This is a genomic window from Roseburia sp. OM02-15, assembly GCF_003481835.1.
In the GTDB taxonomy this organism is placed as follows: Bacteria; Bacillota; Clostridia; order Lachnospirales; family Lachnospiraceae; genus Eubacterium_I; species Eubacterium_I ramulus_A.
This window is the reverse complement of the sequence record NZ_QULX01000002.1, coordinates 148,064-174,779: the sequence shown is the minus strand read 5'-3', so window position 1 is coordinate 174,779 and position 26,716 is coordinate 148,064. Positions and strand designations below refer to the sequence as shown.

General features: G+C 43.1%; 23 protein-coding genes, 1 other RNA gene and 1 other annotated feature. Of the genes, 5 read left to right on the top strand and 19 right to left on the bottom strand.

The window, feature by feature from the left end:
* Positions 1–22 precede the first annotated feature (22 nt).
* Positions 23–610 (top strand): DUF1349 domain-containing protein, encoded by a 588-nt coding sequence (locus tag DXB15_RS02920; protein WP_118701972.1) that lies wholly within the window; start codon positions 23–25, stop codon positions 608–610.
* Between the two features lie 54 nt (positions 611–664).
* Positions 665–1,813: an MFS transporter gene (locus tag DXB15_RS02915; RefSeq protein ID WP_118702041.1), complete on the top strand. Its 1,149-nt coding sequence runs from the start codon at positions 665–667 to the stop codon at positions 1,811–1,813.
* A 67-nt stretch (positions 1,814–1,880) separates the two neighbouring features.
* Here the strand turns inward: DXB15_RS02915 and queA are convergent, their stop codons facing one another.
* The 16 genes from queA to DXB15_RS02835 form a co-directional block, all read right to left on the bottom strand.
* Complete coding sequence (gene queA, locus DXB15_RS02910; protein ID WP_118702040.1) at positions 1,881–2,906, bottom strand: tRNA preQ1(34) S-adenosylmethionine ribosyltransferase-isomerase QueA; 1,026 nt, start codon at positions 2,904–2,906, stop codon at positions 1,881–1,883.
* Positions 2,907–2,937: 31 nt separating this feature from the next.
* The gene (pheT, locus tag DXB15_RS02905) at positions 2,938–5,355 is read right to left on the bottom strand and encodes a phenylalanine--tRNA ligase subunit beta (protein ID WP_118701971.1); all 2,418 of its coding nucleotides are present in this window, start codon (positions 5,353–5,355) and stop codon (positions 2,938–2,940) included.
* Between the two features lie 74 nt (positions 5,356–5,429).
* A complete protein-coding gene (gene pheS, locus DXB15_RS02900; protein WP_118701970.1) occupies positions 5,430–6,449 on the bottom strand; it encodes a phenylalanine--tRNA ligase subunit alpha in 1,020 nt (339 codons plus the stop codon).
* A gap of 120 nt (positions 6,450–6,569) precedes the next feature.
* Positions 6,570–6,795 (bottom strand) — a binding site (T-box leader).
* A 96-nt stretch (positions 6,796–6,891) separates the two neighbouring features.
* Entirely contained in the window at positions 6,892–7,758 is an 867-nt protein-coding gene (locus DXB15_RS02895; protein ID WP_109214702.1) for a YihY/virulence factor BrkB family protein, read from the bottom strand.
* 139 nt (positions 7,759–7,897) lie between these two features.
* Positions 7,898–9,850 (bottom strand): SpoIID/LytB domain-containing protein, encoded by a 1,953-nt coding sequence (locus tag DXB15_RS02890; protein WP_158582182.1) that lies wholly within the window; start codon positions 9,848–9,850, stop codon positions 7,898–7,900.
* A 481-nt stretch (positions 9,851–10,331) separates the two neighbouring features.
* Positions 10,332–10,512: non-coding RNA, 6S RNA (ssrS, locus tag DXB15_RS02885), on the bottom strand.
* A 385-nt stretch (positions 10,513–10,897) separates the two neighbouring features.
* Positions 10,898–11,353, bottom strand: coding sequence for a cytidine deaminase (locus DXB15_RS02880; protein WP_242979780.1), 456 nt, complete (start codon positions 11,351–11,353; stop codon positions 10,898–10,900).
* Positions 11,289–11,939, bottom strand: a complete 651-nt coding sequence (deoC, locus tag DXB15_RS02875; protein WP_118701967.1) for a deoxyribose-phosphate aldolase — start codon at positions 11,937–11,939, stop codon at positions 11,289–11,291. The genes DXB15_RS02880 and deoC overlap by 65 nt, the downstream gene beginning before the upstream one ends.
* Positions 11,940–12,293: 354 nt before the next feature.
* Positions 12,294–12,656 carry a hypothetical protein gene (locus DXB15_RS02870; RefSeq protein ID WP_109214698.1) on the bottom strand — a complete coding sequence of 121 codons (363 nt, stop codon included), beginning with the start codon at positions 12,654–12,656 and terminating at the stop codon, positions 12,294–12,296.
* Between the two features lie 8 nt (positions 12,657–12,664).
* On the bottom strand, positions 12,665–14,158 hold the full coding sequence (thrC, locus tag DXB15_RS02865) for a threonine synthase (protein ID WP_118702039.1): 1,494 nt from the start codon (positions 14,156–14,158) through the stop codon (positions 12,665–12,667).
* Between the two features lie 129 nt (positions 14,159–14,287).
* Positions 14,288–14,782: a 3-isopropylmalate dehydratase small subunit gene (locus DXB15_RS02860; RefSeq protein ID WP_118701966.1), complete on the bottom strand. Its 495-nt coding sequence runs from the start codon at positions 14,780–14,782 to the stop codon at positions 14,288–14,290.
* Positions 14,782–16,056: a 3-isopropylmalate dehydratase large subunit gene (leuC, locus tag DXB15_RS02855; RefSeq protein WP_118701965.1), complete on the bottom strand. Its 1,275-nt coding sequence runs from the start codon at positions 16,054–16,056 to the stop codon at positions 14,782–14,784. Before leuC ends, DXB15_RS02860 begins: the two co-directional genes overlap by 1 nt.
* A 310-nt stretch (positions 16,057–16,366) precedes the next feature.
* Positions 16,367–17,389, bottom strand: coding sequence for a ketol-acid reductoisomerase (gene ilvC / locus DXB15_RS02850; protein ID WP_022035425.1), 1,023 nt, complete (start codon positions 17,387–17,389; stop codon positions 16,367–16,369).
* 29 nt (positions 17,390–17,418) lie between these two features.
* Positions 17,419–17,919 (bottom strand): acetolactate synthase small subunit, encoded by a 501-nt coding sequence (gene ilvN, locus DXB15_RS02845; RefSeq protein ID WP_021738992.1) that lies wholly within the window; start codon positions 17,917–17,919, stop codon positions 17,419–17,421.
* A gap of 100 nt (positions 17,920–18,019) precedes the next feature.
* Positions 18,020–18,661, bottom strand: coding sequence for an HAD family hydrolase (locus DXB15_RS02840; RefSeq protein ID WP_109214695.1), 642 nt, complete (start codon positions 18,659–18,661; stop codon positions 18,020–18,022).
* Positions 18,662–18,721: 60 nt separating this feature from the next.
* The gene (locus DXB15_RS02835) at positions 18,722–20,056 is read right to left on the bottom strand and encodes a uracil-xanthine permease family protein (protein ID WP_118701964.1); all 1,335 of its coding nucleotides are present in this window, start codon (positions 20,054–20,056) and stop codon (positions 18,722–18,724) included.
* Positions 20,057–20,271: 215 nt separating this feature from the next.
* Here DXB15_RS02835 and DXB15_RS02830 point away from each other — a divergent pair, with 215 nt between their 5' ends.
* The 3 genes from DXB15_RS02830 to DXB15_RS02820 all read left to right on the top strand — a co-directional run bounded on the left by DXB15_RS02830 (position 20,272) and on the right by DXB15_RS02820 (position 23,381).
* On the top strand, positions 20,272–21,036 hold the full coding sequence (locus tag DXB15_RS02830; protein WP_118701963.1) for an alpha/beta hydrolase: 765 nt from the start codon (positions 20,272–20,274) through the stop codon (positions 21,034–21,036).
* A gap of 178 nt (positions 21,037–21,214) precedes the next feature.
* The gene (locus DXB15_RS02825) at positions 21,215–21,976 is read left to right on the top strand and encodes an esterase family protein (RefSeq protein ID WP_118701962.1); all 762 of its coding nucleotides are present in this window, start codon (positions 21,215–21,217) and stop codon (positions 21,974–21,976) included.
* A 148-nt stretch (positions 21,977–22,124) separates the two neighbouring features.
* Complete coding sequence (locus DXB15_RS02820) at positions 22,125–23,381, top strand: ATP-grasp domain-containing protein (RefSeq protein ID WP_199670974.1); 1,257 nt, start codon at positions 22,125–22,127, stop codon at positions 23,379–23,381.
* A gap of 266 nt (positions 23,382–23,647) precedes the next feature.
* Here the strand turns inward: DXB15_RS02820 and DXB15_RS02815 are convergent, their stop codons facing one another.
* Genes DXB15_RS02815 through DXB15_RS02805 form a run of 3 tightly spaced genes read right to left on the bottom strand, consistent with a single transcriptional unit; the run spans position 23,648 to position 26,692 of the window.
* Positions 23,648–24,502, bottom strand: a complete 855-nt coding sequence (locus DXB15_RS02815) for a hypothetical protein (RefSeq protein WP_118701961.1) — start codon at positions 24,500–24,502, stop codon at positions 23,648–23,650.
* A complete protein-coding gene (locus DXB15_RS02810) occupies positions 24,495–25,400 on the bottom strand; it encodes a hypothetical protein (protein WP_118701960.1) in 906 nt (301 codons plus the stop codon). Before DXB15_RS02810 ends, DXB15_RS02815 begins: the two co-directional genes overlap by 8 nt.
* Before the next feature lie 14 nt (positions 25,401–25,414).
* On the bottom strand, positions 25,415–26,692 hold the full coding sequence (locus DXB15_RS02805; RefSeq protein ID WP_118701959.1) for a hypothetical protein: 1,278 nt from the start codon (positions 26,690–26,692) through the stop codon (positions 25,415–25,417).
* Between the last annotated feature and the right edge of the window lie 24 nt (positions 26,693–26,716).

The window sequence follows — 26,716 nt, the reverse complement described above, 5'->3', positions numbered from 1 at the left end:
AAAAAGGAAAAGAGGTATTCGTATGATTTTTAAATGGATGAATGAAAGTGAGATCAGCATTGAAGGAGACAGAATTGAAATAACCGCACCACCAAAAACAGACTTTTTTTGTGGCAGCATTGACGAATGTGAAGAAGGTATTTTGCCAGAATCACTTTGTAATGCCCCATATTATTATACTGAAATTAATGGAGACTTTGTTCTTAAAGTAAAAGTATCCCATGAATTTAAAGAAATCTATGATTCTGCTTCTGTAATGGTAATGGCAGATGAGAGTCATTGGGCAAAATGTTGTTTTGAACTGACAGATTTTGGAACCCATGCAGCTGTAAGTGTTGTTACCAAAGGCGATTCTGATGATGCAAACAGCTGTAACATTGATAGTAATTCTGCCTGGCTTCATGTATGCAGAGTAGGAAATAATTTTGCATTCCATTATTCAGCAGATGGTACAAACTTTTACATGATGAGGTATTTCCATTTGCCGTCTAAACCAATCATCAAAGTCGGATTACTTGCTCAGGCTCCAAGTGGAAATGGTGGAAAACGTATTTATGAACATCTTTCTATTGAGCATAAAACTGTTAAAAATATTCGGAGTGGGAAATAGAAAGTGAATGTTGTAAAGAAAAATGACTATCATAAGACAAAAATTGCCTGTTATATGGGATTTATCACGCAGGCTATTGCTGCAAACTTTGCACCGCTTCTTTTTTTGAAATTTCACAATGACTATCATATTTCTCTCGGTAATATTGCTTTGATATCCACTTTCTTCTTTTTCGCACAGCTTCTGGTTGATCTGTTCTGTGCCAAATTTGTAGATTATATCGGATATCGTATTTGCGTTGTTGCATCAGAAATATTTGCTTCACTTGGTCTGGTTGGACTGGCATTTTTACCTGATCTTTTACCTGATCCTTTCATTGGAATTATATGCAGTGTCGTTGTTTATGCTATCGGAAGTGGTTTAATCGAAGTACTTTGCAGCCCTATTATTGAAGCCTGTCCATTTGAAAACAAAGAAGCAACGATGAGCCTGCTCCATTCCTTTTACTGTTGGGGAGCTGTTGGAACAATTTTGATTTCCAGCTTGTTTTTTCTGATATTCGGCATAAACAGCTGGAAATGGCTTGCCGTGATATGGGCACTGATTCCTGCTGTTAACACTTATAATTTCATGACCTGTCCGATTGAGCATCTGGTTGATAATGGCACTGGGATGGGAATTAAAAGTCTATTTGCCAAACCTTTTTTCTGGGTTGTGATATGTCTGATGGTATGTTCTGGAGCTTCTGAACTTGCAATGGCTCAATGGGCATCTGCTTATGCCGAATCTGCACTGGGATTGTCAAAAGCACTGGGAGATTTAGCAGGTCCATGTATGTTTGCAGTCACCATGGGCATCAACCGCATAATTTTTGGGAAATATGGAAAACAGCTGGATTTAATGAAGTTTATGGGTGGTTCCGGCATATTATGTGTTATCTGCTATCTTCTTTCTGCCTTGTCATCTAATTCGATTATCGGACTTATCGGTTGTATAGTATGTGGATTTTCAGTTGGAATTATGTGGCCGGGAACGATCAGTATTTCCTCAAAAACGTTTCCAAAAGGGGGGACAGCTATGTTCTCTCTCCTTGCCATGGCAGGAGATTTAGGCGGCAGTATCGGGCCTGGAATTGTTGGCCGTATCACTCAGAACGCCGGGAATAATATTAGGAGCGGCATGAGATGCGGGCTTATTTTTCCAGTAATTCTATTATTCATGCTCTTTCTTCTATATCGAAAAAATCAGCAATCGCAAAAATAGCACCCGCGACAGCACACACGCTGTCACAGGTACTATTTATCCCACTATATTTTCTTAGAAATTCTTTCTACTGAATAAACATCGCATCCCCGAAGGAGAAAAATCTGTATCCTTCCTTCACTGCTTCCTCATAAGCCGCCAACACATGCTCTCTTCCTGCAAGTGCAGAAACCAGCATCAGCAACGTTGACTCCGGCAAATGGAAGTTTGTGATCAGACAATCCAGCACTTTGAATTGATAGCCCGGATAGATGAATATCTCCGTCCAACCGCTGCTTTCTCTCAGCATACCGTTTTCGTCTGCTGCAGACTCAATGGTACGGCAGCTTGTAGTTCCGACGCAGATTACACGATGACCGTTTTTCTTCGCATTGTTGATCTTGTCAGCGGCTTCCTGTGTTACCATATAGAATTCTGAATGCATATGGTGTTCCAGGATATTGTCCACTTTTACCGGACGGAACGTACCAAGTCCGACATGCAGTGTTACCTCTGCAATATCAACGCCCATATCCTTTACCTGCTGAAGCAGTTCCGGTGTAAAATGCAGCCCTGCAGTCGGAGCTGCTGCAGAACCGTCATATTTTGCATAAACAGTCTGATAACGGTTTTTATCTTTCAACTGATGTGTAATGTATGGCGGTAACGGCATCTGACCTAACTGATCCAGAATTTCCTCAAAAATTCCTTCATAAGTAAATTTAATCAGACGGTTGCCCTCTTCCACGATATCAACCACTTCACCGACTAAAAGTCCCCCGCCAAAAATGATCTTTGTGCCGATTTTTGCCTTTTTGCCCGGTTTTACCAGAGTTTCCCAGACATCGTTTTCCTTGCGTTTTAGCAACAGAATTTCAATTTTTGCCTGAGTCCCCTCTTTTTCACCAAACAGACGGGCCGGAATTACTTTTGTATTGTTTAAGACAAGGCAGTCACCTGGTTTCAGGAATTCTGTGATTTCCCGGAATACATGATGAGAATACTCGCCAGTCTCTTTATCCAAGACCAGAAGTCTGGAGGATGACCGATCCTCCAGCGGGTCCTGCGCAATCTGCTCCTGTGGCAGATCAAAATAATAATCTGTTACTTTCATTTCATTTGTATTCAATACAGACACCAACTTTCTACTGGCGCAACTCGATACCAAGACGCTCCAGACCGTTCATTATCTTCTTCATGGCAGCAGTGATATCTGCTTCCTCTAACGTACGGTCTTTTGCACGGAAGGTCAGTTTATAAGCCAGAGATTTGAATCCTGCTTTAATCTGTGCGCCCTCATAAATATCAAATAATTCATAAGACTCAAGAATCTTGCCGCCTCTCTCGTCAAATACCTTCTCAATATCGCCTGCAAGTACATGTTTCGGAACAACCATACTGAGGTCGCGGCTGACTGCCGGGTATTTTGCAATGCCTTCGTATTTGCGGTCAAAAGTTGCACGGGAAACGATTTCCGGCATATCAATGACAGCAACGTATACGCGATCTTTAATGGAGTAATTTGCTGCAACAGTCGGATGAACCTCACCGAGGTAGCCGATTACCTGACCATCATAAATAACATTTGCCTGACGTCCAGGATGTAAGAAGGACAATTCCGACTCCGGATCATACTCCGGTTTCAGATTCATACCTACTTTATACAGAAACTCCTCAATAACACCTTTCATGGTATAGAAATCGCCATCACCGTAGAATCCCAGTGTAAACTGCATACGCTCTTCCGGAAGCTCTGTTACCGGCTCCTGTTTTGGCAGGTAAATATTTCCTAATTCGTACAAACGAACATCTTTGTTTCTACGATTGAAGTTGGTAGAAAGAGAGGTCAGCATTCCATTTAAAGAAACTGTACGCATAATACTGAAGTCCTCTCCAAGCGGATTGGAAATAGTTACGGTGTTACGCAGCTGACTGTCTGCCGGAAGTAATAATTTATCAAATACCTTCGGACTCTCAAAGGAGTATGTCATTCCCTGTGAAAATCCGCAGAACTGGGCAACTTCTCTTGCCACTTCCTCTACACGAAGTTTAAAGGACAGTTTACCTGTTGTGGATTCTCCGGATGGAAGTGTTGTCGGGATATTGTCATATCCGTAGAAACGTGCTACTTCCTCTGCGATATCTGCATCACGGAGCAAATCCTGTCTCCAGGATGGAACGATGACTTCCTGTGTCTCCTCATCAAAACCAAGGTCGATTTTTTTGAAATATCCGATCATTGTCTCTGCAGAAATATCAGTTCCGAGCAGACCATTGATCCAATCCGGATCAAATGCGATTCTTCTGCCTGTCATTTCTTTCTGGTATACATCAACGACACCGCCAACGACTTCACCTGCGCCAAGTTCTTCGATGAGCTGGCAGGCACGGTTCATAGCCTCGATGGCATTGTTCGGATCCAGACCTTTTTCAAATTTGGAAGAGGCGTCGGTACGAAGACCTACTTTTTTGCTGGACAGACGGATGTTTGTTCCATCGAAGCATGCTGCCTCAAATAACATCGTCTGTACATTATCTGTGATCATGGAGTTTTCGCCACCCATGATACCTGCAAGTCCAACGGCTTTCTCACCGTCACAGATCATCAGAATGCTGTCATCTAAGGTACGCTCCTGACCATCTAATGTCACGAATTTCTCACCTTTTGCTGCACGGCGAACACGGATCTCATGACCTGCAATCGTATCCAGATCATATGCATGCATCGGCTGACCAAACTCTTCCATCACGTAGTTTGTGATATCTACGATGTTGTTGATCGGACGGATACCGTGGGAAGCCAGTCTGTGCTGCATCCACTTCGGTGATGGAGCAAGTTTGATATTTTTTACTACACGTGCAGTATAACGCGGGCAAAGGTCTGCATCTTCTACAGATACTTTGATGTAGTCGTTTACGTCCTCTGAATTTCCAGTCTCTGTCACTACCGGAGGAACAAACTCTTTTCCGAAAGTAGCTGCTGCCTCACGGGCAATACCAAGAATGGAGAAACAGTCTACACGGTTGGATGTGATCTCGTACTCTACAACGACATCGTCTAATCCAAGATAAGTGACTGCGCTCTCGCCAACCGGAGCATCTTTCGGTAAAATGTAAAGTCCGTCCGGAGCTGCATCCGGGTACATATCGGTTGTAGAACCAAGCTCTTCGATGGAACACATCATACCATTTGACTCTACGCCTCTTAATTTTCCTTTTTTGATCTTGATGCCGCCTTCTACGACTTTTCCATCATGTCCGCCGGCAACACGTCCGCCGTCTAATACAACCGGAACTTTTGCACCTTCAAATACATTTGGTGCACCGGTTACGATCTGTGTGGTCTCTCCGCCGATATCTACCTGGCAGATCACCAGTTTGTCTGCATCCGGGTGTTTCTCTACTTTTAATACCTGACCGATGACGATTTTTTCCAGATCCTCATCTAATTTTTTATATCCTTCTACTTTTGAACCGGAAAGTGTCATCGCATCCATGTATTCCTGCGGCTCTACTTCTAATTCCGGAACATATGCTTTTATCCAAGATAATGAAGTTGTCATGTTTCTTTCTCCTACTAATCTATTATTCAAAAATGTTATTTCGCTTTGCTCGTGCAGATTCGAAAATCTACGATTTAGAACTGTTTTAAGAAACGATCATCGTTTTCATAAAGCAGACGCATGTCGTCGATCTCATATTTTAACAGTGCGATACGCTCCAGACCTACACCGAAAGCGAATCCGGAATATTCTTTCGGATCAATTCCGCTCATTTCAAGTACGTGCGGATGAACCATTCCACAGCCAAGGATCTCGATCCATCCCTCGCCTTTACAGAAACGGCATCCTTTTCCACCACATTTGAAGCAGGTTACGTCTACCTCTGCACTCGGCTCTGTGAACGGAAAGTGATGCGGACGGAATTTTACTTTTGTCTCCGGTCCGAACAGTTCTTTTGCAAACTCCTGCAGTGTTCCTTTCAGATCTGCAAATGTAACACCTTTGTCGATTACCAGACCTTCGATCTGATGGAAGGACGGAGAATGGGTTGCATCTACTTCATCGGCACGGAATACACGTCCCGGTGCGATCATACGGATCGGCAGTTTACCTTTTTCCATAACACGAACCTGTACCGGAGAAGTCTGGGTACGAAGTACGATCTTGTCATTGATGTAGAAAGTATCCTGCTCATCTTTTGCCGGATGGTTTGCCGGAATATTCAGAGCCTCAAAGTTGTAGTAATCATACTCTACTTCCGGTCCTTCTACGACTTCATATCCCATACCAACAAAGATACGCTCTACTTCTTCCAGGGCAATGGTATTTGGATGACCGTGTCCAACGCGGTTTTTCTTTGCCGGAAGTGTTACGTCGATGACTTCTTTTTTTAGTTTATTCTCCAGTTCCAGAGCTTCCATTTTTTTCTTTCTCTCTTCCAGTTTCTGCTCGATAGCAGCTCTGGTCTCATTTACCATCTGACCAACCAGCGGACGCTCCTCCGGGCTGACATCTTTCATTCCTTTTAATACAGCAGTAAGTTCACCTTTTTTTCCAAGGAAAGCGACACGGACATCATTTAATCCATTTAATCCCTCAGAATTCTCGATAGAAGCAAGTGCTTTTTCTCTGATCTGCTTTAACTTGTCTTTCATCTTTAATCTCCTTCTTTAAATATAAATAATTTCGTTTTATATGAGTGCGCCTCTGCACAAAGTGCTTTTCACAGGAAATCCAGTGTGAGTTATCAGAACATAAAAAAACGCCCCTTCGTAAAAAGGGACGAAAAATTTCCGCGTTACCACCCGGTTTCCCGACATGCATCGGACACTCTAATGCGTAACGTGCATGACCCGTCTGTTCCTACTTGACATTCCGTTGTTCAAAACAGCAGCTCCAATGGGAAGTTCACCAGATGTCTTTCCTTAAGTGTATTCTCAGCCAATGTACACTCTCTCTGTAATCCGATCATCTGCCTACTGACATCTTCTCAGCTTTTAATATATTGTTCCTGATCTGTAATTCAGGAACGATTCAAACATAATCATACATCCGAACCAAAACTAGCATTTATTCTAGCATAGCTTATTTAAAACATCAAGTATTTTTATCCTGCTGCCGTTCTTTTTTTCTACGACGCGCTTCCTGAATCTCCACCAGCAGAATTTCAAACAGATTGTTGACTTCCGCACACACCAGAAAAATATACATGCTGATGTAAAGCCAGAACATCAATAATAAAATCGTGGTCAGACTGCCATACAATGAAAATCCATTAAAATAATTCACATAAATGGACAGTCCAAAGGAAAATACATACCACGCGGCGGAACATCCAACTGCCCCGATCAACTGACTTCTATAAGTAGCGGTGCGGTTTGGCAGCACTTTATAAATAAACATAAAAAATATGATCAGCACAAAAAACAAAATGAGCAGACGCAGTTTTAAAATAATGTCTGTTACAATAGACAAAATCGGTGCGTACTGCACCAGCATGTTTTGAATCTTCTGACCAAACACCAGAAATACCATCAGTAAAATAATGACCAAGATCAATACAAATGTCTCGATCATTGCACGAAAACGCAGCACGAACCAATTTCGTGTCTCATCGGTATCATAAACGATATTCAATCCGTAACGAAGACTCTGGATAGACTTTGCCGCTGAATAAATTGCAAAAATCACCGCGATTGGCAGCACCTTCGCTGAATTTGTATACACTTCGTCTACTATATTGATCAGCATCGGTGTAATCTTAATCTGCCCCGGAACCACCATCTGGATCACGGACAGTACCGTACTCTCGCTCACCGGAGTAAACCGCAGAAGCGACAGAAACACCAACAGAAATGGAATCGCTGACATAATGATAAACAGTGCTGCCTGTGCCGCATAAGCTCCAATATTATCTTTTTTCAATTTCGCCAAAAAGAACCGTATCAAATGCTTATAGTCCATAGTTTCTCCCCTTTGATGCACAAAATGCACCGTTCTCATATGTTTACAATTCGATAGATTACCAGATTTTATCCATTTCAGCAAGTTTTTTCTTCTATTTGCCATGCTCCCTTTGCATTTTCCCTTTCTTTCTGCTCTACTATTTTTCCAAAAAAAGCTCTGTTCCAGGGAAAAAATACTGCAAGATCTCGGCTGCCGTTTTGCCTGCCCGTGCCATGCCATCTGCACCGTACTGACTCATGCCGATCCCGTGTCCCAGTCCTCCGCCCATGATCTCATATCTGCCATTTTCCTGTTCCTGCAACGTAAAAAACGCACTTGGCAGCATGGTAATAGTATTGACATTCTCCCCGTTTTTATCCGTCAGAGACACACAGATCTGCCAAATCAGGTTACGGATGAGATTTTCATTGTATACATGCACCTCTCCCGCATCAAAAATAACTGCCAGATCCGTTACCGCACCGGAATCTGACCTGTCGCAGATCTTAATTCCGGTACAATCGCCAAAGTCGGATACAGACGCCACATGCTGTCCGTTCCGGGACAAAGCTGTCAGTTTCCCATCCTGACGACTTAAAGCTTCTTCAATTTTTTTCATCAGCTGATCCCTGCGCTCCGACACCTGAAGTTCTCCTTTCCACCGGAAAAATCTGCTTTCGCTGTCATATGCCTGCACGGACCAGTCTTTCAAAAAATCATCCACAGAAACCGGCTGTTCCCCGGAAAGCAGCAGACTTACTTTTCCAAGATAAGCCAACGGTTCCTGCTGCCACACTTCCAGACCGGTAGTATAACCGCAGGAAGTTGAAAAATAATAGACCGATGCCAGCCGTCCTTCATAGCTTAAAACTTCACCTGCTGTTGCGTTTACTGCATCTGTCGCCGCCTGATTTTCATTAGCAGGCAGATACACCTGGCATGCGGTCGTATCATCCACATCTGCATGATAAGTTTCATACGTGGTTCCAAGTGCCTGTATGGCAGCATAAGTTCTGGCACAGACTGCCTGCGCCTTCAAAGCCTCCGGTGCAAAGGAAGAAGGCATTTCCCCGGGAACTACACCGCACAGATATTCCTCCATTCCCAATTCATTGACCAGCCATAATCCGGAATCTCCACGATACACATGCAGATTTCCTGCATAGGTTCCTTTTTCGTTTCCATCCGAATCGCATAATTTTAATTTGCCGTCCCCAGAGATTTTGGCAAGCACCTGATCGGTCTGGTGCTCCTCCATCCATACTTTACAGCTTCGTGCTTCTCCTGCAGGAATCACATCTTCCGTTTCTCCGGCACAAAGCTTCCATTCCGCATCACATTTGATCCAGACGTCTTCCCGAAAGACATTCTGCTTCTGATCCTGTGTCAGTAACACCCGGATCGTATCCGGAACTGTGATCTGATCTGTGACTTCCGTCCCCTGTTCTGTCGCCCCGTTTTCCGCCTTTTCACTGTCTTTTCCCTCCGTCTGTTTCTGTTCTTCCTGTGAACAAATTCCAAGGATCAGATTGCCCTGCACATATACCACATATTTTTTTCCATATTCCATCCGGCAGCTTTCCAGATCACAATCATAATTTCCATTATCTGCCATAATCCGTGCTTCTCCGAATACTTTTCCAAGATACTGTAACATAACCTGAGACACCGTATCCTTTACCTGAAGTTTTTCCAGTAAACGCTCATACACCACATTCCACTGCGCCCGGCTTAAGACATCTCCTGCGGCAAGCTGTGCCTGTCCCAGAATTTCTTCCGTATACTCCCCGAATCCCAGTTTTTCAAAAATCAGCTGAATATCCTCTGTTGTCACATATTCCTGCAATTCCGGAAGCAGCAGCCGCCTTGTCTCCTCCGGTGTCAGATTGGCAGCCTGAAGGTATCCAGCCAGTTCTAAAGATCTGACACGATCTGACCATCCACCTGCATCCTCTACTGCCTGCACATTTGGTTTTAACAGAAAAACCAGCACAAAAAGCAAACCAATTCCCATACATAACCATTTATATTTGCGGCGTCTGCGCCTGTTCTTCTGTCTGATCACATATGCCCGTCCATAACTTACCACCGTTTTTTGCTGCCTCATCATTGCCACGCTTCCTCTCTTTTTACCCACTGCCATCCATTTGCCGCATGCTTTCTTTCAAGTCGAACGCACGTGAGACTTGGTGCGTGATTCTGGTCAGCGCAAGCTGACATCTTCTTTTCAGAATCACTGCACTCTACACTCCGTTCCGGTCGGCGCAAAACCATTGTCTCCCAGACAATGTGCGCCCTCGCGGAGCATTTATCTCAGTCGGAGATTGAACTCCCACTGAGAAATACTTGTTACTACTCACCACTTGCAGAAGTGGGAGTCTCAACTCAGACTGAGATGAAAATGAGAATGATCTTTCATCGAATCATTTTGAAAATAGTCCTGTTTGTGTAAAACATCATCTCACATCTGATGTAACACCTTATGGTTTTCCGGGCAAAAAAAGAACCGGATATGACGCATTCACATCATATCCGGTGATTCTCTTTTGTATTTTATGTTTTTATCTTTTGTAACGTAGGTCTTTCTCTTTTGTGATCCCAGAGTGCCGTTCCTGCAATTTTGACTCCTAGCAACGCTAGGGGGGATTCCGCAACCGGTCTTCTGCCTTCCACTGCATATTCGGTGGCCTGGCATCCAGCCGGCGATTTAAGATTCCCATAAAAGAAAATGTAGGTTCAAAATAGCAGGGTTCTCGCACACCCCAGGAATCGCTTTCGCTATAAATGATTATACTTTACTATGTGCATCTTGACAATAAAAAATTCAAATTTTTTTCAGGAAAGTTCTGGCACGGTTTATCTACTACATGAACTTAACGTAAACTTTTTATCTCAGTCGAGAAGACTCCCACTTCTGCAAGTGGTGAGTAATAACAAGTCTTTCTCAGTGGGAGTACAATCTCCGACTGAGATAAACGCTCCGCGGGGGCGCACATTGTCTGGGAGACAATGGTTTTGCGCCGACCGGAACGAAGTGTAGATGTGCAGTGATTCTGAGAAGAATATGTCAGCTTTCGCTGACCAGAATCACGCACCAAGTCTCACGTGCGTTCGACTTGAATTTCAAAAGAACACATAGACAAACGATCATCTACTTCTACTTTTTCATTGAAAAAGCATAAGGCAGCAGTTCTTCTAATGTAACTGTCTTGTAATCGCCCTTGCAGCTTACCATAGTCACTTCAAACTCCGGTCCGCAAAACTCTGCCATCACCTGACGACAGACACCGCAAGGTGACGTTACTTCTTCGCTGTCACTGATAATCGCAATTGCCTGAAATTCACGATAACCTTCTGAAACGGCTTTAAAAATCGCGGTACGCTCCGCACAGTTTGTCGGTCCGTAAGCAGAATTTTCAATATTGCATCCGGTAAATACGGTACCATCTTTGCACAGCAGCGCTGCACCGACATAAAAACCGGAATACGGCACATATGCTTTTTCTTTCGCTTTTGCTGCTTTTTTGATCAGTTCCGTTACATCCATGTTATTCTCCGTCCTGCAGCATGGAAATTGCACTGCTTGTACCGATTCTGCTGCATCCTGCTTCAATATACTGCTCCATATCTTCTTTGGAACGAATACCGCCGGCAGCTTTGATCTTTACATTCGGTCCGATATGCTCTTTCATCAGACGAACATCTTCCAATGTTGCTCCTCCGGTTCCAAATCCGGTAGATGTCTTGATAAAATCCGCTCCTGCTTCTGTAACAGCATGACACATCTCAATTTTTTCTTCTTCCGTCAGATAACAGGTTTCGATGATAACTTTTAAAATTTTATCTCCGACTTCCTGTTTCAGCAGACGAATTTCTTCGGTCACAAGTGGATACTGTCTGTTCTTTACCATGCCAAGATTGATTACCATATCAATCTCGCTGGCACCATCCGCCAATGCCTGACGTGTCTCCATCAGCTTTGCCTCTGTATTCGCATTCCCAAGCGGGAAACCAACAACTGTGCAAATGTTTAATTCCGGAAAATACTCATGTGCACGCTTTACATAACTGCTTGGGATGCATACAGAAGCCATGCGGAAGAAACGCGCTTCCTGACATAACTGCTGAATCTCTTTCCAGGTCGTTACTGCCTTTAATGCAGTATGATCAACAAATCTGTACAATTCTTCTTTCTTCATATCTTTACCTCATTTTTACGAATACATCAATCATAATACATTTTGTACAAAAAATCTATACTTACTGATATTTTCAGAAATTGTCACAACAAATATGCATTTTCCTTCTGTTTCCGGGCAACAATTACTATAACTTATTAATATCATAAGGCAGTCTGTTTTTTTAATTATTGTATCACTTATAATAGAACTTACTTTCAATGCCATCTTGCTTACAGATGTGAATTAATATATACTGTGTTTCGGAAAAATGATCATTAAATTTTTTTCAATAAAAAAAGAAAGATTCAGGAAATGTAAATTACTCCATATTCCCTGAACCCTTCTGTCTGTTTTTACTTCTACATATATTTCTTATCCATATGTTTTCTTTGCTTTGCTAAGCTGAGCCATGTACCATGCAATTCCAACCAGAAAAATACCAATTCCAATCGCTTCTGCCAATTTATTCGTAATAAGAAACTCTGTAATCAGTCCCCATACACCAAAAAGCATACACAAAACACCAAAAATAATGGTCTTTGGTGACATTACTTCACAAAACTCTTTTGGCTGCCGAATATGATACAGTTCCTGTTCGGAAAACAACCATTTTGGAATCTGATGTTCGCATTTCATCTTGCCTGCAGTAAACAGACAGTAAATGCCGCAAATAATCAAAATCACATCTACAATGCTCATAACCCCGTCTCTATTAAGCGCTGCTGCTACAACCATGCCTACTCTTATTCTCCCATTTTAAGAAACTCTTTTACCACCTTCGGCATTTCCGCAACTTCGCATACGGTCTTATGAAGTACTTCCGCACTGCGGATATCCTCGATGGCCTGCGGAACTTTAACGTTCGCAATCCTTGAGAGTTCGTCTACCAGTTCAAAATCTGTCATGGAATCATATTTCTCATCAATAGCATCCATAACACTTCTTGTAAATTTGAACGGGCTTGCAGTAGAAGCGATGACTGTTTTTGTCTCATCCTTTGTCTCTGCTTTATATTTTCCGTATACACCGGCTGCTACTGCAGTATGTGTATCGATGACGTAACCTGTCTTCTCATATAATGCGGAGATTACTTCTGCTGTCTCTTTCTCCGTTGTGTAGTTGCCGTAGAAGCCCTCTAACTGAGCCTTCATCTCGTCTGTGATGACGTATTTTCCATCTTTGGATAATGCTGCCATCAGTTTTGCATTTTCGTCTGCGCTCTCACCAGCGATGCGGTAAATCAGACGCTCTAAGTTGCTGGAGATCAGAATATCCATAGACGGTGAAGATGTCAGGATAAATTCACGGTTTTTGTCGTATTCTCCGGTACGGAAGAAATCGTATAATACTTTGTTCTCATTGGATGCGCAGATCAGTTTTGCGATCGGAAGTCCCATATTTTTTGCATAGAATGCAGCTAAAATATTTCCGAAGTTACCGGTCGGAACTACTACGTTGATCGGCTCACCCTCAGCGATTCTGCCGTTTGCATACATTTTTGCATATGCATATACATAATAAACGATCTGTGGAACCAGACGTCCGATGTTGATGGAGTTTGCGGAAGAGAAACGATATCCTGCCTGAAGCAGTTCCTCTTTCATCTCCGGATCAGAAAACATCTGTTTTACACCTGTCTGTGCCTGATCGAAGTTTCCGTGGATTCCTACAACGAAGGTATTGTCACCTTTCTGGGTAACCATCTGTTTTTCCTGGATTGGGCTGACGCCGTTCTTCGGATAAAATACGATGATCTTGGTTCCTTCTACATCTGCGAAACCTGCCAGTGCTGCTTTTCCGGTATCTCCGGAAGTTGCAGTCAGGATAACGATATCCTCTTTCACTTCATTTTTGCGGGCTGCTGTAATCAGCAAATGTGGAAGAATGGATAAGGCCATATCTTTGAATGCAATGGTTGCGCCATGGAACAGCTCCAGATAATAAGCACCATCTGCTTCTACTAACGGTGCGATTTCCGGTGTGTCAAATTTGGAATCATAAGCACGATCGATACAGTTTTTCAGTTCTTCCTCTGTAAAATCTGTCAGGAATCGGCTCATAACTTCGTATGCAGTCTCCTGATAACTCATTTTTGCCAGTTCCTCTACCGGAATATCCAGTTTCGGGATTTCTGTCGGCACATACAATCCTCCATGCTTTGCCAGTCCGTTTAAAATTGCCTGGGAGGCAGTTACTTTCTCTGATGCATCTCTGGTATTTGCATATAAAATTGCCATAATTTCTTCCTTTCTGTCTGCTGTCTCGCTTTTTCTACTCTCACATAAAATTTTCATCCGGTATTTCCACAATTTTCTCCTGATCATACGCAGAAGCTATTGTTCTGGAAAACACCCGACAGATCACAATTATTTTCGTTTGCTGTTAATATAATTTACCAGACCTTCACTGTCAATGATTTTCTGCATAAATGGTGGAAAAGCCTGTCCCTGATACTCGGTTCCTTTTGTACGGTCATAGATTTTACCACTGTCGAAATCGATTTCTACCTCATCGCCTTCCTCGATCTCACGGGATGCTTCCGGGCACTCAATGATCGGAAGTCCGATATTGATGGAATTACGATAAAAAATACGTGCAAATGTCTCTGCAATAATGCAGCTTACACCTGCGGTCTTTAAACATAACGGTGCATGTTCTCTGGAAGAACCACATCCAAAGTTCTTTCTTGCCACGATAATGTCACCTGGCTGTACACGCTGTGTAAAGGTCGGATCGATGTCAACCATTGCGTGGGTTGCCAGTTCCTGAGCGTCAAATGAATTCAGATATCTTGCCGGGATGATTACGTCTGTATCTACGTTGTCACCATATTTAAATACATGTCCTTTTGCTGCTTTCATTATTTGTCACCTACTTTCTCAGGATTTGCGATATAACCTGCAATCGCACTAGCTGCTGCCACTTCCGGGGATGCCAGATAGATCAGAGACTCTACATCTCCCATTCTTCCGACAAAGTTACGGTTTGTGGTAGATACACATTTCTCACCCGGAGCCATAACACCCATATGACCGCCCATACATGGTCCGCAACTTGGTGTATTAAATGCACAGCCTGCATCGATAAAGATATCAACAAGACCTTCTTTGATACATTCTTTGTATACTTCCTGTGTAGCAGGAACAACCATAACACGTACATCCGGATGAACGGTATGTCCTTTTAAAATTGCTGCCGCCTTTCTCATATCGGAAATACGTCCGTTTGTACATGATCCGATCACTACCTGATCGATCTTGATCGGCTCCATAGCCTCTACTTCATCAATTGTCTTTGCATTGCCCGGAAGATGTGGAAATGCAACCGTCGGACGAACTTCAGACAAGTCGATCTCAACGATCTGATCGTACTGGGCATCTTCATCCGGCTCGTAAGCAGTGTACTGTTTGTCAGAATGAGCATCCATGTAAGCTCTTGTCTGATCGTCTACGACAAAGATACCGTTTTTAGCACCTGCTTCAATGGCCATATTTGCCATAGTGAAACGGTCATCCATGGTCAGGTTTGCGATACCATCGCCGACAAACTCCATAGATTTGTATAATGCGCCATCTACACCGATCTTGCCGATGATGTGGATAATAACATCTTTTCCACTGACATACGGACCCGGTTTTCCAGTCAGTACGAATTTAATCGCGGACGGAACCTTGAACCAGAGTTCTCCGGTTGCCATACCTGTTGCGATATCAGTAGTTCCTACACCGGTGGAAAATGCACCAAGTGCACCATATGTACAGGTATGAGAATCTGCACCGATGATACATTCACCGGCTACAACGATTCCATACTCCGGTAAAATTGCATGCTCTACACCACATTTTCCTTGTACCAGATACCATTTCAGTCCCTGCTCTTTTGCAAAATCCTGAATAGATCTGGAGTTGATTGCGGATTTGATATCCTTATTCGGTGTAAAATGATCCGGTACGAGTACTACTTTATCCTTATCAAATACTTTGTCTGCCATCTGTCGAAAAATCGGCAGCGCCATCGGACCAGTAATATCATTAGCCATAACAACGTCCAGTTTTGCTTCAATTAACTGACCGGCTGTTACAGAATCAAGTCCTGCATGGGCAGCAAGAATTTTCTGTGTCATAGTCATTCCCATTGTATGTTCCTCCTTATGTTTCACAGTAAAATATATTTTATCACTTTACTGTAGTAAATCAACTCATTAAACAATATTTTATCATACACATTTTCAGAATACAAGAGTCAAGCGGATATTCGCAATCCGCTTACGCTACTTGCTCATAACCAAATAGCTGCTATGCCGCTTATCAGAAGGTTATACATTCCCTCCTGATAAAGAGAAGCCCTGCCCTGCTTATTGCTTTACGCAATCAAAGCAGGAGGACTTCCTTCATTTAGTTAAAAAAGAGGGCTGCGCATGCGCAACCCCCGTCTTGTATTTCTGATTAGTTATTGATTAACTTATCTTCGCCATTCCAGCTGTAAAGTTTACGGATTTCAGCACCAACAGCCTCAGACTGATGCTCTGCTGCTAATTTACGCATAGCTTTGAAATGAACCTGACGTCCTGCTGGAGACATATCAAGTAAGAACTCTTTTGCAAATGTACCATCCTGAATATCGGAAAGGATTTTCTTCATTGCTTTCTTTGTATCTTCTGTAACGATCTTCGGTCCTGTAATGTAATCGCCATACTCAGCTGTGTTAGAGATAGAATATCTCATTCCAGCGAAACCTGACTGGTAAATTAAGTCTACGATCAGTTTCATCTCATGGATACACTCGAAGTAAGCATTTCTCGGATCATATCCAGCCTCAACCAGAGTCTCGAAACCAGCCTGCATTAATGCACAAACACCACCACAAAGTACTGCCTGCTCACCGAAGAGGTCTGTCTCTGTCTCTGTACGGAAGGTTGTCTCAAGAACACCGGCTCTTGCTCCACCGATTGCCAGTGAGTATGCAAGTGCAAGATCCATAGCTTTTCCTGTAGCATCCTGCTCTACAGCTACCAGACACGGAACACCTTTGCCTGCCTGATACTCGCTTCTTACTGTATGACCCGGTCCTTTCGGAGCGATCATTGTAACATCAACATCTGCTGGTGGTTTGATGCATCCGAAGTGGATATTGAAACCATGAGCGAACATCAGCATATTACCTGCCTCAAGGTTCGGCTCAATGTCTTTTTTGTACATATCTGCCTGAAGCTCATCATTGATCAGGATCATGATGATATCAGCTTTTTTTGCAGCTTCTGCTGCTGTATATACTTCGAAGCCCTGTGCTTCTGCTTTTGCCCAGGATTTGCTTCCTTTGTAAAGACCAATGATGACATTACATCCGGACTCCTTTGCATTTAATGCATGTGCATGTCCCTGGCTACCATAGCCAATCACTGCGATTGTTTTACCTTCTAAAAGAGAAAGGTTACAATCTTCCTGGTAATAAATCTTTGCGTTTGCCATTGTCTTATCCTCCATTTGCAAATGATTATTTAATCTATAATAGTAACATTCGAAGAACCTCTGCTCAGTCCGGTAATTCCGGTACGAGCCAGCTCAAGAATGTCATATCCTCTCAACAAATCCAAAAAAGCATCAAGCTTACTTTGGCCACCGGTCAATTCAATCACCATGGAGTCATTAGAGACATCCACGATCTTTGCCCGGAAAATATTAGCAACAGAAAGTACTGCCTGACGCTGTGTATCATTGATCTTTATCTTTACAAGGATCAGTTCACGGCATACGGACTCTCCATCCTGAAGTTTTTTAATGTCAATTACATCTTCCAGTTTCGCCAGCTGTTTCTCAATCTGTTCCAGAATCTGTTCATCTCCACTGGAAACTACTGTAATTCTGGTAAATCTCGGATCTGCTGTCACGCCTGCGGAAAAACTGTCTATATTATATCCACGTCGGCTGAACAGTCCGGAAATATGGCTTAAAACACCGGAAGTATTCTCAACTAACAGAGATAACACTTGTTTTCTCATGTGAAAACCACCTTTCTACGTTACTGCACATTCTAGCAACATCTATTTTCTTTGTCAAGGGTATGGTTTACCCGATTTTGTCTATTTTGCGAATATTTTTTCACTTTTTCAATATATTTATAAGTTCCCCAAAAGTATCCAGCTTTCGGTACAGTAACCGGGAAAGTTCCGCATCCGGCTGTGACAGATCCGGGATCATAATGGTACGGCATCCGGCTGCATGTGCCGACATCACACCATTTGGGGAATCCTCCACCGCATAGCAGTTTTCCGGCTGAACCCCTAATACCTCGCAGGCATACAGATACACATCCGGCGCCGGTTTTCCGCGTTTTACCATAGATGCACTGATCACATGGTCAAAAAACGGAAGTAACCCTGCCAGTTTCAGATTGCTGACTGCCTGTTCCTGTGCCGTCGCTGTAACAACTGCCATCGAATATCCCATCTGGCGCAATTTTTCCAGTGTCTGTGGCACCTGCGGCTTCAACGGAATTTCATGTGCCAGCATATCTTTCATCAAATCTACTCTCTCCTGACGGATCGCACGATAATCGACCTCTTCTCCAAACCACTCCTGAAACTGGGCAACATTATACGGGGCACCAAGGCTTCGTAATTTCAGCACCTCTGACGCATCCAGTTCATATCCGGCATCCGCGATTGCCTTGCGCCACGCCCACTGATAATGTTTTTCCGTATCAAATAAAGTTCCATCCATATCAAACAAAATCGTATTCATACTTTTCCTCACTTTTGCACACAGTCCACAGATGTTGCTTCTACTATTTATATTTGCTTTTTACTCACTGATTTTTTCGATCTCCATATTTTTCGGCAGGATCAGGCTCAGAATGATCGCTACCACAAATACAACTGCCACGCAGTTTGCGGAAAATACGTCTTTGACGATCTGCGGGAAAATATTCCAGATCTCCACTTCACTGGTGGATGTAAATCCGATACCAATGGCAAGGGATAATGCCGCAATCGTTACATTTCTCTGAGAAAAACCTGTCTTTGCCAGCATCTGGATACCACTGATCATGATCGTACCAAACATCATAATGGTACATCCGCCCAACACGGACTGCGGCAGACTTGCAAAAAAATTACCGATTGGCGGAAACAGACCTGCAAGGATCATAAATACAGCACCTGTCATAATGGTAAAACGGTTGACTACTTTTGTCATATTGACCAGACCGACGTTCTGACTGAAGGAAGTAACCGGCGGACATCCAAATAATCCGGAAATGGAACTTGCGAAACCGTCACATGCCAGTGCTCCGGAAATCTCTTTCTCTGTAATCTCACGACCAAGTCCACCGGAAACAAGTGCGGTGGAATCACCAATCGTTTCTGCTGCGGATACCATAAAAATAATGGCAACGGAAATGATCGCACTCAGATTAAATTCCGGGCGATACGGAAGCAGGTGCGGCAAAGAGATCAGACCGCCATCCAGCATACCGGACAGATCGACCTGTCCCATGCATAATGCAATAATATAACCTACAATCAGTCCGACCAGCACGGACAACTGTTTTAAATATCCTTTTGCCACGGCATTGAAGATCAGGCAGACTGCCAGTGTCACCAGACCAAGCACCAGATTCTGTACGGAACCGAAATCATCGGTATAGCCGCCGCCAAAAGAACGGGCACCTACGGTAAACAGGGAATAACCAATGGCTGTAACAACGGATGCGGAAACCACCGGTGTGATAAACCGCTTCCAGTATTTTGCGAACAGACCAAGGACACCCTCACAGACACCGCCGACCAAAACGGCACCGATCATCGTCGGATATCCATACGTGCCACCCACGTAACTTAAGATCGTTACAAAAGTAAAACTTACACCCATAACGATCGGCAGTTTTGCACCGACTTTCCATACCGGATACAGCTGGATCAATGTTGCGATACCTGCAACAAACATGGCATTCTGTAACAAAACCGCCAGTTCCTTACCGCTTAAACCGGAAGCCAGACCGATCATGGTGATTGGTGTCAGATTCGATACAAACATTGCAAGCACATGCTGCAGGCCGAAGGGAATTGCCTTCAGCAACGGCACACGCCCATTCAACCGGTAAATATTTCCGATCGTTGCATTCTCTTTTGATTTCATTTTCATACCTCTTATTTTCTTTTTTACATGCTGTCTTTCGACAGACACAAAACACTCTCATCATAACATCTATAGTTTTGTATTGCAATGACAGTCTGTACTTTCTTGCCAATTCTTTGCCACTGTGCTATGATAAATTGTAATAATTCAGAACCAACACATCGATATGTTTCTGAATGATCACACAATTTTTGAATTAATAACGGAGGTTTTTTATGATAGAAAAATGGGATATCACTATTCCGGAACTCACCGGAGACGAAGTGCGAAGTGCATACATCTGTCTGCCAGAAGCATACACATTTGACACCAACCAGCGGTTCCCGGTACTGTACATGTTTGACGGGCATAACCTCTTTTTTGACACTCATGCCACCTACGGAAAATCCTGGGGACTGAAAGAATATATGGAATACACCCATACCCCGCTGATCATCGTTGGCATCGAATGCAACCACAGCCCGGATCACGGACGGTTGCAGGAATATTCCCCTTATGACTTTACTTTACCAAAGGAAGGCAAAATAACCGGTAAGGGCAAGATCACCATGAACTGGCTGACCCGCACCTTCAAACCATACATTGATACACATTACCGAACGCTTCCGGATCGGGAGCACACCTTTATCGCAGGAAGTTCCATGGGTGGACTGATGAGTATTTACGCACTTTTGCACTACAATCAGTTTTTTTCCCGCGCAGCGGCACTCTCCCCGTCCCTGTGGATTGCGCCAAACGACTTTATGCAGATGATCCGGCGTTCCCGCCCGCTTTCTGGAAGCATTTTATACATGGACTATGGAAGCCGTGAAATGAAACAGCATCGAAAAATGGACCAGTCTTTTGGTCAGGCGGTTAATCTTCTTCTGGAGAAAAACATTTATCTGGACTGCCGCATCGTACCGAACGGCGAACATTGTGAGGCAAGCTGGGAAAAACAGATTCCGTTTTTTATGAATACACTGATGTATGATCTGTAATAAAATTTCTTACGATCATCAGTTATAATAACATGAATACAATTTCATGATACCTGTACATACATGCAATCTGTTCACACAAACGCTTAAATAATATAGAAGAAACACAAATTCTACCCACTGTGTCCTAATCACTTTTATGATTGTCCGATACTTATTGGAAGGAGTATTTTTCCACATGAACATACAATATTTTAAAAATTACAGTCCCGCACTTGGCCGGGATATGGAATGCAAACTGTACGGTCAGGGCGGACAGCCGATCCTTTTTATTCCCTGCCAGGACGGACGCTTTTTCGACTTTGAAAACTTCCAGATGACGAATGTATGGGCACCATGGATCGACTCCGGGGAAGTCACCATTTTTACGGTGGATACCATTGATACAGAGACCTGGTCCAATACAAACGGTGACCCGCGCTGGCGCATCTGCCGTCATGAAGACTGGTTCCGCTATCTCACCGATGAGATGGTTCCTTTTATCCATGCAAAAATGAAGGAATACCAATCTGATTACATCAATAAGGGAATCATTGCTTTTGGATGCAGTCTTGGTGCTACCCATGCGGCCAACCTGTATTTCCGTCGCCCGGATCTTTTTAATGGATTGCTGGCCTTAAGCGGTATTTACGATGCGTCCTACGGATTTGGTTCTTATATGGATGATCTGGTTTATATGAACTCACCAGTTCATTATCTGCCAAATTTACCGGCAGATCATCCTTACATGGAGCTATACCGCCACCGCAAGGCAATCATCTGTGTTGGGCAGGGTCCATGGGAAGAACCTGTCAGCACCTATCAGCTTCGGGATATTCTTCAGCAGAAACAAATTCCGGCATGGGTGGACTTCTGGGGATATGACTGTGCGCATGACTGGGACTGGTGGTATAAGCAGGTGACTTATTTTGTACCACATTTGCTGTACGATCCGGTGTAGATAAAAGTTTTTGAACATTTTACGGATTTTATATTTTTAGGATACCGATTTGCACTTATTAATGATATTTTATTGAATACAAAATTGTAACTTTTGCTACAAATAATAAATAAAAAATTAGAACACAACAGATAGAGAGTGAATAACTATGAAAAATGTGATTTTTATTTCTCCGAATTTTCCGGAGAATTACTGGCACTTCTGCCATGAATTAAAAGAAAATGGCATGAATGTTCTGGGTATCGGCGACTGCCCTTATGACGACCTGCGTCCGGAGCTTCAGGAAAGCCTGCAGGAATATTATAAAGTAGACAGCCTCGAAAACTACGATGAAGTCTATGGTGCTGTCGGCTACTTTATCTGGCATTACGGCCGGATTGACTGGTTAGAATCCAACAATGAATACTGGCTGGAGCAGGATGCCCGTCTGCGTACGGATTTCAATATTCCAAGCGGTTTTCACAATGAGGACATGCCGCGTGTCAAGTACAAATCCCGTATGAAAGAATATTATCAGCGTGTCGGTATTCCGGTGGCCCGTTATCACATGGTAGACAACTATGAGGGCTGTCTGAATTTCATTCATGAAGTTGGATATCCTGTTGTTACGAAACCAGATAACGGTGTCGGAGCCTCCCATACGTTCAAAATTTCTTCTGATGAAGAACTTGGCAATTTCTTCGCCAACAAATGGGATGATACCGTTTATATCATGGAAGAATTTATCAACGCTGAGATCAATTCCTACGATGCGATCATCGACTCTTACGGCAATCCGATTTTTGAAGCAGGAAATGTTACACCGATGTCTATCATGGATATCGTAAACAACGCCGACAACGCGCTTTTCTACATTGTGAAAGATCTGGCAGATGACACCCGCCATCTCGGCAGAGAAACCGTAAAAAGTTTTGGTGTGCGCAGCCGGTTCGTGCATTTTGAATTTTTCCGCCTGCTCTCTGACCATGAAGGGCTCGGTAAAAAGGGCGATCTGATGGCACTGGAAGTCAATATGCGTCCTTCCGGCGGATTTACCCCGGATATGATCAATTTTGCCCGTGAAACCGATGTGTATAAAATCTGGGCAGACATGGTTGCCTATGATTCCACACAAAAACCGGTCGGTGCTCACCACTTCTGTGCCTTTGCAGGATTGCGGGATGGCAAGGATTTTGCTATGACACCGGATGCTATTATCGAAAAATACACGGAGCAACTCAAGATGGTAGAACGTATGCCGGATGCATTGGCAGATGCCATGGGAAATCAGATGTATCTGGCTACTTTTGATACCGAAGAAGCACTCAATGCGTTCTTTGCGGATGTAACCAGATTGAAAGAGGTTGATACTTCTGAAGAATCTGAAACAGCAGAAACTATTGTAGTTCAAGTCGAACGCACGTGAGACTTGGTGCGTGATTCTGGTCAGCGAAAGCTGACATATTCTTCTCAGAATCACTGCACATCCTCGCGGAGCGTTTATCTCAGTCGGAGATTGTACTCCCACTGAGAAAGACTTGTTATTACTCACCACTTGCAGAAGTGGGAGTCTTCTCGACTGAGATAAATAAAAAGATGAAATCCCCTGCGCATATCGGCAGGGGATTTCTAATAAGACACTCAGACGGGCTGCGCGTTTCTTTTTTGGTGCACTCGATATAATCTTAATCTTTATACCTCATCTGCAATCTGACACCGCTTTACCAAATACAAATTTGCAAATAGCAATCCAACATTTAATACTGTAAAATACAATGCCGAAATCCATAACGGAACCAACGGCTGCGCATAAAACCTATCAAAATGTTCTCCAAAAATTGCATGCGTAAGCGGAAAAATCCATTTTAATGATTTTATATAAGAAACTGCCGTAGCGCCTAACACTGTAATTCCCATGGCGATCAGTAACCCCAGTTTTCTCCGTTCCATCAGCCGAAACAGACACAAAATCTGAAGCATCACCAGCAAATATGCCAGCATCAGCAACACACCCATCATCATTACACGCACCGGCGTACCATGACTCATCGTTCCGGATTCCAAAAACAAACGGTCATTTTGTCCATAGATTTCCGGAAAACGTTCATAAATGTCTGTCATAAATCCGCTCCACTGATTCTGCCAGACAGCCCCACGCCCAATCCACAGAAAACTTGCTGCAAAAAAGGATCCCAGACAGGTAACTCCAGCCAGCAGTCCAAACAAAAACTGCCCTGCCAGCCAGATTCTACGCGTTGCACGCATCATAACAAAAATATTTCCCCCACTTTTATCCGGAAAGCCAGACAACAGCACAATAAAGATCAACGGTATCACCAGCATATAAAACTGAAAGGACAACACCAGATCCATTGGCTCCAAAATATTGATCGAAAGGCCCGTCTCCTCTGCCACTCTCGCCATATTTGAAAAAATATATTCTCCCAGAAACAGAATGGAAAATAATAAGATCAACATTTTTTTCAGACTGAACCATTTTCGATATTCCATGCCCGCAATCCAGGCAATTTCATGCATTTTACGCATTTCTTCTCCTCACCTGCCAGTAAAACAAGAAGGCAATTCCACCCATCCACAAACTGATGAATATTGCATATCCCCAATAAGAAACCCCAAACTCATACTGAAACGAACGATCATAAAATAAATGATTTGATGGAAACAAAAAATCTACCAGCCGCGCCTTAAACGGCACCGTCAATCCACCGGATTCGTATCGCTCATATACAACACCCACATAACCGGATGCAAGTTTTTTACTGAAATATTCCAGTAACACCAGACTGCTGATTGCAAAAAAACTGTCTCCCAACAACACCGTCAAAACCAATGCCGTTATAGCAAAAACTGCAGCCAACAGTCCTGTGTGCACGATTGCAAGCAACAGCCAACCGATTCTCTGAAGCAGCGTTTCTCCATAAACCATGGCAATCATACTTTCACTTACATCATTGACATACGCATCCAGCGGCAAAAATTTAACAGCAACCAACACAATATAAAGCACAATTCCACTTCCAACACATAAAAATGCTTTCCATGCACTTTCCAGCAAACATTTTCCTGTAAACTGCTTCTTCGTTCCCCGCAATGCAGTCAGATAGAAATTTCCGCCAAACCACACTTCCGAAAACTCAAAAATCCCCGGAACCACTGCCACAAGTGGCAACAGCACAATAAACCACTCCATGTTTCGAAATCCCGCCGCCACAGAATAAATACTTGCCATTTCATCCATTTGCAGTAACTGCTCACGGTCAATATTAAGCCATACTTTCAGCACGGTCTCTTTTTCATCCGGATCACCACTTGGAAACGGACTCAAGAAACACAATAACGCCATTGCTACAATACACAGACAGCAAATCCACAGTTTTCGATTATTTATAACTTTAAGTTTTATCATCTGCCAAATTGTCTTCATCCTGTTTTCCTAACTTAAAATCCCATTGTTGTAATTTCTCCGGTTATCGCATCCACATCAAAATAGAGTCTGCTAAATTCTGAAAGCTGCGTATTTTTGATGGAAAAATGATAACTTGGTCGGCACTGTACTGACTCTACATATCCCAATTGCCTTTTTTTCTCATTCTCATACTGAAACTTTGTCTGATATTCCAACTCTACAGAACTAATGTGAAATACTTTATCCGCTGAGACATATTTGCTCAGCAGTTCACAGACATCCTGCAACGGTAAAATTTTCTCATATGTTTCCTTCACACTTACAGACTCGAAATTCTGACAGCAACTCCAGATAAATCCAAGCCTGTCTTTCTGAAACATCGACACAAAATGATTCGTTCCAAAAGCCTCCGGTTTCAACACATCATCACTTTCGCCCTCCTTCTCTACCTCCGTTGCATCATCGTAATTCAAAGCAAGCCCCTCATAGGAAGTTCCCATATCAAATTCATAATAATAGATCTCATCCGACAGCTGCCGCACATCAATCTGTAACACATGATAATCCAGATATTCTGAACCTACAAAATAATAATCCTCTTTCATATGCTGTTCCACAAACTGCACTGCATCCGTCAACGCAAGCTCCCCATCAGATAACGGATAGCTGATCCCAGTGATATCATCTTTTGACAGATCATATTTCTGAACAGAATGTCCCAGATTCATACCCCGATAACCATAAGGTCTGTTTGAATAATCCTCTTCCTCTCCAGTCAGTGCTGTTGGCACGGAATAATCTCCCAGTTCCAGCATAAAGGTGGAAAATATCACCAGTTCGGAGCAGGTTCCATCGTTATAGCCCAAATATTGCACCTGCTCCTTCTGTTCATCTGTTGCTTCCAAAATTGGGATAATAAGCCGGTCATTCTGTGCCACATCCCAGTACATCAGTGTCATATGCTGCTTCAGATCCACCCTATCATCCAGTCCTTCATACAACCGGATATTTTCCTCAAATTTCTCCACCTGACGATCAAAAGAATCTGTCGATATTGGAAACTCCATCTCATAAACCTGCTGCACATCCGGGATTTTTATCTGTGCTTCCGAAAAGTCCAGATTTTTGTATTCTGATTCAAAATTTTCCGCCTGCTTGCGCGCTTCCTTTAATGTTACTAAATTGTCCTGTGAAACCGTCTCTGTTTTTTCCAATTCTTTTGTTTTTCCAGATTCACAGCCGGATAATACGGTTACTGCAAGCATTGTTCCAATCATCATAACCCCAAGTAAATGTTTTTTATGTTTCATAACACTGCCCCTTTCCTTTATTAT